The following is a 12032-nucleotide window of genomic DNA, read 5'->3' as shown; positions in this document are numbered from 1 at the left end:
GCGCGCGCCTCACCCTGGTGACGCGACCTGATCGCCCTCGGCCCGCGACGCTGCTCAATACCCCGCCCCGTCCAGCGCCTTGTCGGCCTGCGCGCGGCCGATCTCGATGAGTTCCTCGCCGCGCCAGAACTCGTAGAACTGGCAGGCATCGCGCGGGATGCGGATCAGCAGTTCGGGCGGGTCCAGCGCCAGCTGCACGCGGGCGATCTGCGCCTGCATGGTGTCCAGCGCGCGCGACATCGTCTCGGTCAGGCCGATATGGTGGTCGGGCTTGCCGTCGCCGTCGGCATCGCCGCCGAAATGCTTGCCGATCCAGCGGCCGATCACGCCGGGCGCGCTCGTGCCTTCGACATCCTCGTTTTCGCTTGCCAATTCCCCGGGCGGCGACTGCGGCCAGCCGTGCATGTCCACGGCGACCAGGCGATGTGCGCCCGACAGGCGCGTGGCGGTGATCGGCAACGGCGCCAGCAGGCCGCCATCGACCAGTTCGCGCCCGCCCAGGGTGAACGGGGTGAAGATGCCCGGGATCGCGAACGAGGCGCGCACCGCATCCCACAGGTCGCCGCGGCGCAACCAGACTTCGCGCTGGCGGATCAGGTCGACCGCGACCGCGGTGAAATCGATCGGCAGGTCCTCGATGCGTGGCGTGCCCACCACCTCGCGCAGTTTTTCCAGCAGGCGGTCGCCGGTGAACAACGCGGGGCGGCCGAAGCCCGGATCGAGCAGGCGCAGCATCGAGCCACGACTGGTACCGAGCAGCCAGTCGCGCAATTCCTCCAGCTTGCCTGCGGCGCAGGCGCTGCCGACCAGTGCGCCGCTGGACGCCCCTGCGATCGCGACGATGCGCAGGCCGCGTGCCTGCAGCGCCTCGATCACGCCGATCTGTGCCAGGCCGCGCGCGCCGCCGGCACCCAGCGCCAATGCGATCGGCTCGTCGCGCGAGGCTGCGCTGACCGGCACGCCGCCCATCATGGGGACTGGTAGTTGCCGAGCGCGAGCTGCAGGTGCGCGCGCGCCTGTTCGCGCAACACCTTCGGCTCCACGATCTCGGCGTCGGCGCCGTAATGCAGCACATCCATCAGCAGCTCGCGCGGCACCGAATACGGCACCTTCAGTTCGTAGCGGCCATCGGCCAGGAAGCGGCCCTGCTGCTGCGAATGCCAGTGTTCGTCGGCCACCCAGCGCGCGGCCTTGGCGCTGAACAGGATCGTCGCCCAACCCTTTGGCGCGCCGGAGAAAATGCCGTAGCTGCCAGCCAGGTGCGCGTTGAGTTCGTCGTCGGCCACGTCGCGGGCCACGCCATCGGCGAAGCGCGCGCCGGTGATGCGGTCGATGGAGAAACTGCGCAATTCCTGCTTGGTTTCGTCCCACGCATCCAGGTACCAGTTGTCGCGGTAGTGGGTCAGCCGTTGCGGGCTGACATTGCGCCGGGTTTTCTCGTCGGTGGAGCGCGCGCGGTAGTCGAACGCCAGCTTGCGGCGCTCCAGCACGCTCGACGCCACGATGCGGAACGCGGGTTCGTCCATCCGGCGGATGCGATGCGGGATCACCCGCACGCGCTCGACCGGCCAGGTCTTGCCGCCGGAATGCGCGTCCAGCAGTTTCTCGACGCGTTGCTGCAGCGGCGCCATCGCCGCCGACAACATGCCGCCCGTGCTCCGCGACAGCAGTTGTTGCGCAGCCAGCAGCGCGTGCAATTCCTCCGAGTTCAGCCACAGGCCCGGCAACTCGAAGCGGTCGGCGTCGGCCTTGTCGTAACTAAAGCCGGCTTCGCCATCGCCGACCAGCGGCGCCATCAGGCCATCGCGCAGGAAGGCGAGGTCGCGATACACGGTGGCGCGCGAGCAGCCGAGCTCGTCCTGCAGGCGGGCCACGGTGACCGGGCGACGGGACGCCTGCAACACGCGATGCAGGGCGATGATGCGTTCGTAACGGTCCATGCGACGATTATGCCGCCGATCGCCGACCACGGTGGTCCACGCCATCGATACGCACACGTCCAGAGGATCCTGCATGCCCCCCGCCCGTCACACGCTGTCCCGCCCCCTGCTGGCCGTTGCCATGCTGGCCGCACTGGCCGCCTGCACGCAGTCCGCGCCGCCCGCCACGTCCAAGGGCGAAGACAAACCCACGGCAGCAACAGCCGCATCCGAAGACGCGATCGCCGCGGCCGCGGCCGCGAACGCCGCACCGAAGACGTCGCCGATCGCCGCGAATGCGCCCACACCGCCCGAGGTCAGGCCGGTGGTCGCCGACCCGGCCGCAAAGGTCGACGTGATCGCGGCGATGGACAAGTTCAAGGCCCTGCGCCGCTACCGCATGACCATGATGCGCGGCGACGGCCAGTCCAGCCCGACCACCACCACGGTCGACTACGTGGCCCCCGATCGTTACCGCGTGGCGGGCACCGGCATCCCGAGCCAGGTGGCGATCGGCAACACGCTCTACACCACCGATGCGAGCGGTACCAGGACGAGTCCCGCGCCTGCCGACAGCCTCGCGCAGTGGCGCGACCCCATCGGCTTGCTCGCGACCGGGCGCGATTTCACTGCAGAGAAGGGCCCCAGGCGTTTCGTCTTCGCCATGCCCGCCTCCGAGTACAAGCTGCACGCGACCAAGCCGGTGGCCGCCAACATGAACGTCTGGATCGGCCCGAAGGGCCTGCCGATCAAGCTGGAAAGCCAGGGCCTCGTCGACGGCAAGCTGCTCACCACCGCGATCCGCTATTCCCACTTCGACAGCGACGAGATCAAGATCGACGCGCCCAAGTAATCCTTCGCTTCGGCCAGTGCGCGCGGCACAATGCGCGCCATGGCCGAACCCGTCCTCAACCTGTCGCCCTCACCCGGCGACGAGGTGAAACGCACGACGTGCTACATGTGCGCCTGCCGCTGCGGCATCAAGGTGTGGCTGCAGGACGGCAAGATCCGCTACATCCAGGGCAACCGCGACCACCCGGTGAACCAGGGCGTGCTCTGCGCCAAGGGCGCGAGCGGGATCATGCAGCACTACTCGCCGGCGCGGCTGCGCAAGCCACTGTTGCGCGTGGGCGAACGCGGGGCCGGCGAATTTCGCGAGATCGAATGGGACGAGGCGCTCGAGCTCGCCACGTCGTGGCTGAAGCCGATCCGCGAACGCAATCCCGATGAACTGGCGTTCTTCACCGGCCGCGACCAGTCGCAGGCGCTGACCGGCTGGTGGGCGCAGCAGTTCGGCACGGTGAACTACGCCGCGCATGGCGGGTTCTGCTCGGTGAACATGGCGGCGGGCGGGCTGTATTCGGTTGGCGGCAGCTTCTGGGAATTCGGCGAGCCCGACTGGGAACACACGCAGCTGTTGATGTTGTGGGGCGTGGCCGAAGACCACGACAGCAATCCGCTCAAGCTCGGCCTGGGCAAGCTGAAGCAACGTGGCGCCAAGGTCATCGCGGTCAACCCGGTGCGCAGCGGTTACGGCGCGATCGCCGACGAATGGATCGGCATCCGTCCCGGCACCGACGGCCTGTTCGCGTTCGCGCTGATCCACGAATTGCTGCGGATGGACCGCATCGACCTGGACTATCTGGTGCGCTACGCGAATGCGCACTGGCTGGTGATCGACAATCCCGGCGGTGCCGACGACGGGATGTTCGCGCGCGATGCGGACGGGAATGCGCTCTGCTGGAACACGGACGCGGATGCATGCACCGATGCCACCGCCATCGACATCTCGCCTGCAGTCGTCGGCCGCTACGCGCTGCCCGATGGTCGCAACGCGCACCCGGTGTTCCAGCTGATCGTCGATCGCTACCTCGACCCGCAGTACGCGCCGGATGCGGTCAGCGACCGCTGCGGCATCCCCGCATCGACCATCCGCCGCCTCGCGCGCGAACTCGCGGAGGCGGCCTTCGACAGCAAGCTCGAGCTGCCGATCGCATGGACCGATGCATGGGGCCGAGAACACGCCACGATGCAGGGCCGGCCGGTGTCGATGCATGCGATGCGCGGCATCAGCGCGCACAGCAACGGCTTCCACACCTGCCGCGCGCTGCACCTGCTGCAACTCTTGCTGGGCGCGGTCGATGCACCCGGCTCGTTCCGTTACCAGCCGCCGTTCCCGAAGCCGATCCCGCCGGCGAACCGCCCCGGCAAGACGCGCCGGCCCGATGGCCTGCTCGATGCCGCGCCGCTCGGTTTCGTGCACGGCCCGGAGGACCTGGTCGTCGACGCACACGGCCAGCCGCGGCGCATCGACCATGCGTATTCGTGGGCGTATCCGCTCGCGGCGCACGGGATGATGCACACGGTGATCCGCAATGCCTGGGCCGGCGATCCGTACAAGATCGACACGCTGCTGATGTTCATGGCCAACATGAGCTGGAACTCGGCGATGAACACCGGCGAGACCATGCGCTGGCTCACCGACAAGGACGAGGCCGGCGAGTATCGCATCCCGCGGATCATCTATTCCGATGCGTATGCGTCGGAGATGGTCGCGTATGCCGATCTTGTGTTGCCGGACACGACCTACCTGGAACGCTTCGACGCGATTTCGCTGCTGGATCGTCCGATCAGCGATGCCGATGCGGCCAGCGATGCGATCCGTCATCCCGTGTTCGATCCGGCCACGCAACTCGGCGAAGACGGTGAGCCGCGCGATGTGCGCGGCTTCCAGTCGGTGCTGATCGAATTGGGTGCACGCATCGGCCTGCCCGGCTTGTTGAACGAGGACGGCACGCCGCGGTATCGCGACTACGCCGACTTCATCGTCCGCCACGAGCGCGCGCCCGGCGTGGGCCTGCTGGCCGGCTGGCGCGGTGCGGATGGCAGCGCAGAGGGCAAGGGCGCGCCGAACCCCGGGCAATTGCAGCGCTACATCGAGCACGGCGGTTTCTGGCATTCGCCGGTGCCGGCATCCGCGCGCTATTACAAGATGGCCAATCGCGATTACCTGCAGTGGGCGCAGCGATTCGGCTTCGTGCCCACCGCCGAGCCCATCGTACTGCAGCTGTATTCGGAAACCCTGCAGAAGTTCCGGCTCGCGGCGCAGGGCCACGGCCCGCATCAGCCACCGCCGGAGCATCGCCAGCGCGTGGCGACCTACTTCGATCCGCTGCCGATCTGGTACGAGCCGTTCGAGCACGACCAGACCTCGCGCGACACCTTCCCGCTGAACGCGATCACCCAGCGCCCGATGTTCATGTACCACGCATGGGGCAGCCAGAACGCATGGCTGCGGCAGATCGCGACGCGCAACTGGCTGTACCTGCATCCGCAGACCGGCGCACGACATGGCATCGCCGACGAAGACTGGGTCGAGGTGACATCGCACAATGGCACGATCACCGTGCAGGCGAAATTTGCCGCCAACGTGCAGCCGGACACGGTGTGGAGCTGGAACGCGATCGGCAAGCGCAAGGGCGCATGGAAGCTGGCGAAGGACGCACCGGAGGCCACCAAGAGCTTCCTGCTCAATTACCTGATTTCGGACGTGACGCCGAAGGGCGACTACGCGAATGCCGACCCGGTCACCGGCCAGGCGGCCTGGTTCGACCTGCGCGTGTCGATCCGCAAGGCGGGCGCGCAGGCCGACGAGAGCCAACCGCAATTCAAGCCGCTCGGCTTCAGCGAAGCGAACGAAACACCGCTGCGTTATGGCGTTGGCTTCCGCAAGAGGAATTCGAAATGACCGCACCGCTGGACTGGTACTTCGACGTCATCTCCCCGTTCGCCTACCTGCAGTGGCGACGGTTGCGCCGCGACCATGCAGGCGTCGCACTGAACCCGAAGCCGGTGCTGTTCGCCGCGATCCTCAACCATGTCGGCCAGCTCGGGCCTGCCGAAATCCCGCAGAAGCGCCGCCATACCTATCGCATCGTGCTGTGGCAGGCGCGCCAGGCCGGCATCCCGCTGGTGTTCCCGCCCGCCCATCCGTTCAACCCGCTGCCGGCACTGCGCCTGATCCTGGCCGCGCCGGATCGCATGGCCGCGATCGATGCGGTGTTCGCGCATATCTGGGAACACGGCAAGCCCGCCGACGGCATCGACGCACTGGTCGACGTGGCGCGCGAACTCGGCGTCGACGATCCTGCCACGGCCATCGCCCGCGACGAGGTCAAGCGCGAACTGCTGGCGAATGGCGAGGAGGCGCTGCGGCTTGGCGTGTTCGGCGTGCCGACGCTGAAGGTGCGCGACGAATTGTTCTGGGGCAACGACGCCACCGAGCTCGCACTGGCCTATGCCAACGACGCAGCCACGCTGGATGCCGAGATGCGCCGCGTCGATGCCATTCCCGAAGCGATCCAGCGCATCCGCAAATGACTGCATTGCCGTTGCCGTCGAAGAAGAAGCTCGGGCTGGTCATCGACCTGGACACCTGCGTGGGGTGCCATGCCTGCGCGACCAGTTGCAAGGAATGGAACGCGGGCGGCATCGCCGGACCGCTGACCGACGAGCGACCGTTCGCCAAGGATCCGCAGGGCGTGTGGTTCAACCGCGTGCACAGTTACGAGCTGGCGCCCGACGAAGCGACGCAGCAGCCGGCGCAGACCCTGCATTTCCCCCGCTCCTGCCTGCACTGCGAAACACCGGCCTGCGTGACCGTCTGCCCGACCGGCGCCAGCTACAAGCGCGCGGAGGACGGCATCGTGCTGGTCGACGAAGACAAGTGCATCGGCTGCAAGCTGTGCAGCTGGGCCTGCCCGTACGGCGCGCGCGAGTATTCGCAGGTCGAAGGCGTGATGAAGAAATGCACGCTGTGCGTGGACCGCATCTACAACGACAAGCTCGACGAAGCCGACCGCCAGCCAGCCTGCGTGCAGGCCTGCCCGACCAAGGCGCGGCATTTCGGCGACCTCGGCGATCCGACTTCGAAGGTGTCGCTGCTGGTCGCCGATCGTGGCGGCGTGGCATTGATGCCGGAACTGGATTACAAGCCGGTCAATCGCTACCTGCCGCCGCGTCCGCGCCGCACCGGCGGCGATGACGCGGACGATGCGCCCGCATCGAACGACACCGGCAACCTCGCATCGCGCTGGTTGAACCGCATCCTCAAACGCTGACCTATCCACACAAGGACACGCCACATGGCCAAGGACACCCCGCTCCTCGTCACCACCACGCCCGGCGTCGAAGGCCGCCGCATCGTCGAGTACAAGGGTTTGGTCGGCGGCGACGCCATCCTCGGCGCCAACATGTTCCGCGACATGTTCGCCGGCCTGCGCGACCTGGTCGGCGGCCGCGCCGGCAGCTACGAAAAAGTGCTGCGCGGGGCCAAGACCCAGGCGCTGGAGGACATGATCGAGTCCGCCCGCGAGCGCGGCGCCAATGCGATCGTCGGCGTGGACCTGGACTACGAGACCGTGCAGGTCCAGGACGGCGGCGCGATGCTGATGGTGTCGGCATCGGGCACGGCGGTGGTGATCGAGTGATGGTTGTTCCGCGCCGTTCGATGTTGCCTGCACGCAGCCATCCATGGCGCAACACGCTCGCCTCCGGAGCCCCCGGGGCAGGCGTCGTGCCTGCCCGTCCATGCGATGCGCGCGGCAATGCCGCGCACGCGCGCATCGCATGAACCCCGCGTTTTCCGTCCTGATTTTCACCACCCTGTCCGGCGCCGGCCTGGGCCTGTGGGCATGGCTCGGCCTGCGCATCGCGCTGGGCGAGCCACCGCGGGATTTCCAGGCGCTGGGCTGGATCCTGCTGCTGGCCCATGCCGGCGTCGCGGTGGCGGTGGGCCTGCTGGCCTCGTTCTGGCACCTCGGCAAGCCGCTGCGTGCGTGGCGCGCGTTCTCGCAATGGCGCACCTCGTGGCTGTCGCGCGAGGGCGTGCTGGCGGTCGCCACGTTTATCCCCGCGGGTGCCTTGCTGCTCCTGCTGTCTGATGGAACGGGTCCGGGCCGCATCGACCTCGGCGTGCGGGTGGTGGCGGGCGCATTGGTACTGCTCAGCCTGGCCACGATCGCCTGCACCGCGATGATCTATGCCTCGCTGAAGCCGATCCCGGCGTGGCGGCATCGGCTGGTGCTGCCCGGCTACCTGCTGTTCGCGCTGCTGACCGGCGGGTTGCCGATGCTGTTGTCGACCTGGCCGAATGCAGGCGGGATGGATCGGGGGCTACCGTGGCTGCTGGTCGCCATCGTGGTGGCCGCGTTGGCGTTGAAACTCGCCTACTGGCGCGACATCGACCGTAGTCCGCTGCCGCAGTCGCGCGGCGATGCGATCGGCCTGCCGCAGCGCACGCCCTCGGTGTTCGAGCGCCCGCACACCGAAGCCAACTACATCACCCGCGAGATGGCCTTCGCGGTGGCACGCCGCCATGCCAGCCTGCTGCGCATCGCGTCGGTGCTGCTGTTCGCCGGCCTGCCGCTGCTGTGCCTGTTCGCGTGGTACGCCACCGCGGGCGCGGGATGGCCGTTGCCGCTGGCCATCGGCAGTGCATTGCTGGGCGCGTTCGCCGAGCGCTGGCTGTTCTTCGCCCAGGCCCGGCACCTGGTCACGTTGTACTACTGACCCTGCGCGGTAGAATCGCGGCCACCCCACCCGCGTCGACTGGCCCATGCTGCCGCTGCTGTGGCTGGCGTTCACCGCGCCGCCGATCACCCTCGACCATGTGCCCGCACCGATCCTTGAACCGGTCGTCGCACAGCGCCTGCTCGCGCCGCCGCAATGCCTGGCAGCAGCTTGCCTGCATGGCGAATGGCAGCTGAGCGGCCTGCCGGAGATCCCCGCGGGCCAGCGCCGCCTCGATGCCGGGGACCTGCCCGGTACCGGCAGCGTGCTGCACATCGCCGACCGCAAGCGCCGCGACTGGATGAAACCGCAGGGCAGCAACGACCGTGTGGGCATGCAGGTCGGCATGAATGCGTTGAGTACCGACGACGCCAGCGTGGCGTTCTCGGTGGACACCGCGTATCGCCTGCAGGCCTATGCCGACGACGGCACCGCCGGCACCGGCCCGGTGCTGCGCGGGCAACTGGAATGGCGGCAGGCGCTGGGCGAACGCGCGCGGCTGTCGCAGACCACCCGCGTCGAGACCGGCCAGCACGGCACCTACCTGCGCAACAGCCTGCTGTTCAACCTGCAGTTGCAGCCGGCGCTGACCCTGAGTTCCGGCGTGGAATTCCGCCGCGACAGCGACGTGACCGGTCGCAACCAGACCGACGCGACCCTGAACCTTCGCTACGCGTTCTGAGTTCCACAACTCCGATCCTGCTGCGCTCGGCAGATTGCCCGCGTGCGGTGCTCGGAATGCTCATGCACTCAACGTGCTCTGCGCTTCCTGTCGTCCGGCCCTCGTGCGTAGCCCTCGGACGCTCGGTCGAGCGCAAACCGATGGTTTGCAAGCCGCTCGTCCTTGCCCACCACGAACAATCTGCCATCGCTCGCGACGGTTCGGAGATGCGGAACATCAACCCGCGTCGATCAACGCGCGCGCGCCCTGTTCCAGCAGCAAACCCGCCACGTGGATGCCGAGCGCGTCCGCCGCATCGCGATGACCTTGCGATTCGGCACGCACGCGTCGGCCATCGACCGCGGAACCGACCAGTCCGGCAAGCGAGAGCGTATCGCCATCGAGCCGTGCGTAGGCGGCCACCGGTACATGGCAACTGCCATGCAGCGCGCGATTCATCGCCCGCTCCGCGCTGACGCAGGTCCGCGTGTCGGCATCGTCCAGCGCCGCGCACAACGCGAAGATCGCCGCGTCGTCATCGCGGCATTCGATCGCGATGGCGCCCTGCGCGGGTGCGGGCAACCACTGCGGTGCGTCCAGTCGCGCGTGGATGCGGCTGTCGAACCCGAGGCGCTGCAAGCCGGCGCAGGCCAGCACGATGGCGTCGTAGTCCCCGCCATCGAGTTTCGCCAGCCGCGTGTTGACGTTGCCGCGCAGGTCCAGCAACTGCAGGTCGGGCCGCAACGCGCGCAACTGCGCCTGCCGACGCCGCGACGACGTGCCGACGCGCGCGCCCTGCGGCAGCGATTCGATGTCATCGAAACCGTTGCTGACGAAGGCATCGGCATGGTCGGCGCGGGCCAGGATCGCCGGCAACGCGAAGCCCGGCTCCAGTTCCATCGGCACGTCCTTCAGCGAGTGCACCGCGCAATCCGCGTCGCCGCGCTGCATCGCCAATTCCAGTTCCTTGAGGAACAGGCCCTTGCCGCCGATCGCCGCCAGCGAACGATCCAGGACTTCATCGCCGCGCGTGCTCATGGGCACCAGTTCGACGACCAGGCCGGGATGCACCGCGCGCAATCGGTCGGCGACGTGTTCCGTCTGCCAGAGGGCAAGCGGGCTCTTGCGGGTAGCGATGCGCAGCGTGGTCATGCGCGCATTATCGCTGGTTGTCTCGCCGGATCGTGGCTGTTGGGGCAACCCCCTGTGGTTGCCCTGCTCTTGCCGGAAACGGGCGGGCACGGGGGCCCGCCCCTACGGGGGATCGGGCGGGTGTGAAATCAAAGATGCTTCAACGTGTCCCGCAACTGCGCCACGCAGCGCCGGCTGACTTCGAGCGGATGCTCGCCGTGGCGCAGCATCGCCTGGGTGTGGCCATCGCCGCCGCGCCGCAGTTCGACGATCTCGCCGCGGGCGACCAGGCAGTTGCGATGGATGCGCACGAAGCGGTCGCCGAATTCGGATTCCAGCGCCTTCAGCGATTCCTCGATCAGGTCCTCGCCGCGCGCGTGGTGGACCACCACGTATTTTTCTTCCGCCTGCAGGTAGCGGATGTCCTCGATCGGGATCAGCCGCAGGCTGCCGCGCAGGCGCGCACACAGGTGGGTGCGCTTGCGGGGGTCGTCGGTGCCCGCGGCCGCGGGCACGCGCCCGGCGGCGAAGGTACGCACGCGTTCGAGCGCCGCGGCCAGGCGTTCCGCGCGCACCGGCTTGACCAGGTAGTCGACCGCCTGCGCATCGAACGCGGACAGCGCGTGCTGGTCGTAGGCGGTGCAGAACACCACCATCGGCCGCGGCTCGAACTCGGCAAGGTGGCGCGCGGTTTCCAGTCCGTCGATGCCGGGCATCGAGATGTCCAGCAGGACCATGTCCGGATGGTGTTCGGCGCAGGCATGCAAGGCCGCGTGGCCGTCGCCGGCTTCCGCCACCACTTCCACGCCGGGTTGCGCGATCAGCATCGCGCGCAGGCGTTCGCGCGCCAGCGGTTCGTCGTCCGCGATCAGCACACGCATCGGCTCGGCTCCCATCGCGACGCTCCCCGGCAGCATCAGCACGCTGCCCGTCCGCGCCGATAGTAGCCCCGCCGGCGCGGGCCGGCCATCTCAGGCCGCGGCGAACCTGGCCGTCATCCAGTCGCCGAGGTCGCGGATCTCCTCGGCGCAGACCGAATGCTGCATCGGGTAACGCCGCCACTGCACCTCGAACCCGAACTCGCGGAACGCGCGCGCAGCGGCCTCGCCACCGGCAGCGGGCACCACCGGATCGAACACGCCATGGCCCATGAACAGCGGCTGCGATGCCGCGGCCGGCTGCAGCGAGGCACGCGCCTGGTCGAGTCCCATCGGCAGGTAGGTCGACAGCGCGACCAACCCGCCCAGTGGCGTGCTGCGCGCCAGGCCCGCGGCGAGGGTCACGGCGCCGCCCTGCGAGAACCCGGCCAGCAGGATCCGCTCCGGCGGGATGCCGCGCGTGGCTTCGCGGGCGATCAGCGCATCGACCTGGGCCACCGACTCGGCCACGCCCTCGTGGTCGGCGCGATTGGCGAGGTCGAAATCGCGGATGTCGTACCAGGCGCGCATGCGCGCGCCGTTGTTGATCGTCACCGCGCGCACCGGTGCATGCGGGAACACGAAGCGGATCGCAGGCCAGCCGCAGCGCACCAGGTCGGGCACGATCGGCGCGAAGTCGTTGCCGTCGGCACCCAGGCCATGCAGCCACAGCACGCACCAGCGGGGATCGGCGGCGGTTTCGTGTTCGATCGCGTCGAGCAGGGTTGTCGAATTCATCTTCGTGAGTCGGCGAGGGTCAGGTTCAAGTATCCGGGATGGGTGTCGCCATGACGACCCCGCATGCACCGCAGCAGGGGCAAAGGCTTGGCATCG

12 protein-coding genes are annotated in these 12032 nt (G+C 68.5%); 7 read left to right on the top strand and 5 right to left on the bottom strand.

All coding sequences use genetic code 11. The features are described from left to right. Positions 1–54: 54 nt before the first annotated feature. Positions 55–960 (bottom strand): patatin-like phospholipase family protein, encoded by a 906-nt coding sequence (locus ACE3T8_RS01030; protein ID WP_374606073.1) that lies wholly within the window; start codon positions 958–960, stop codon positions 55–57. Positions 961–968: 8 nt separating this feature from the next. Continuing rightward, positions 969–1940, bottom strand: coding sequence for a helix-turn-helix transcriptional regulator (locus tag ACE3T8_RS01025; RefSeq protein WP_374606072.1), 972 nt, complete (start codon positions 1938–1940; stop codon positions 969–971). Between the two features lie 73 nt (positions 1941–2013). Here ACE3T8_RS01025 and ACE3T8_RS01020 point away from each other — a divergent pair, with 73 nt between their 5' ends. From ACE3T8_RS01020 to ACE3T8_RS00990, 7 genes are all read left to right on the top strand, one after another. Next, positions 2014–2772: a hypothetical protein gene (locus tag ACE3T8_RS01020; protein WP_374606069.1), complete on the top strand. Its 759-nt coding sequence runs from the start codon at positions 2014–2016 to the stop codon at positions 2770–2772. 39 nt (positions 2773–2811) lie between these two features. Continuing rightward, positions 2812–5667, top strand: a complete 2856-nt coding sequence (locus tag ACE3T8_RS01015; protein ID WP_374606067.1) for a molybdopterin oxidoreductase family protein — start codon at positions 2812–2814, stop codon at positions 5665–5667. Then, positions 5664–6299, top strand: a complete 636-nt coding sequence (locus ACE3T8_RS01010; protein ID WP_374606066.1) for a 2-hydroxychromene-2-carboxylate isomerase — start codon at positions 5664–5666, stop codon at positions 6297–6299. Before ACE3T8_RS01015 ends, ACE3T8_RS01010 begins: the two co-directional genes overlap by 4 nt. Next, entirely contained in the window at positions 6296–7039 is a 744-nt protein-coding gene (locus ACE3T8_RS01005; RefSeq protein ID WP_374606065.1) for a 4Fe-4S dicluster domain-containing protein, read from the top strand. The genes ACE3T8_RS01010 and ACE3T8_RS01005 overlap by 4 nt, the downstream gene beginning before the upstream one ends. Positions 7040–7063: 24 nt before the next feature. Continuing rightward, a complete protein-coding gene (locus tag ACE3T8_RS01000; RefSeq protein ID WP_374606064.1) occupies positions 7064–7408 on the top strand; it encodes a YbjQ family protein in 345 nt (114 codons plus the stop codon). 139 nt (positions 7409–7547) lie between these two features. Further along, entirely contained in the window at positions 7548–8489 is a 942-nt protein-coding gene (locus tag ACE3T8_RS00995) for a dimethyl sulfoxide reductase anchor subunit family protein (RefSeq protein WP_374606062.1), read from the top strand. A gap of 46 nt (positions 8490–8535) precedes the next feature. Next, a complete protein-coding gene (locus ACE3T8_RS00990; RefSeq protein WP_374606060.1) occupies positions 8536–9171 on the top strand; it encodes a DUF481 domain-containing protein in 636 nt (211 codons plus the stop codon). Positions 9172–9387: 216 nt separating this feature from the next. On the opposite strand, the gene hemC is transcribed toward ACE3T8_RS00990, so the two are convergent. The 3 genes from hemC to ACE3T8_RS00975 all read right to left on the bottom strand — a co-directional run bounded on the left by hemC (position 9388) and on the right by ACE3T8_RS00975 (position 11936). Next, positions 9388–10302 carry a hydroxymethylbilane synthase gene (hemC, locus tag ACE3T8_RS00985; RefSeq protein ID WP_374606058.1) on the bottom strand — a complete coding sequence of 305 codons (915 nt, stop codon included), beginning with the start codon at positions 10300–10302 and terminating at the stop codon, positions 9388–9390. Between the two features lie 128 nt (positions 10303–10430). After that, a complete protein-coding gene (locus tag ACE3T8_RS00980; protein WP_374606057.1) occupies positions 10431–11177 on the bottom strand; it encodes a LytR/AlgR family response regulator transcription factor in 747 nt (248 codons plus the stop codon). Positions 11178–11252: 75 nt separating this feature from the next. Beyond that, complete coding sequence (locus ACE3T8_RS00975; protein ID WP_374606056.1) at positions 11253–11936, bottom strand: alpha/beta hydrolase; 684 nt, start codon at positions 11934–11936, stop codon at positions 11253–11255. Positions 11937–12032 lie beyond the last annotated feature (96 nt).

Source organism: Thermomonas sp. (genome assembly GCF_041919455.1).
GTDB lineage: Bacteria > Pseudomonadota > Gammaproteobacteria > Xanthomonadales > Xanthomonadaceae > Thermomonas.
The sequence above is the reverse complement of the archived record's forward strand: the minus strand, read 5'-3'. Positions and strand labels throughout refer to the sequence as shown.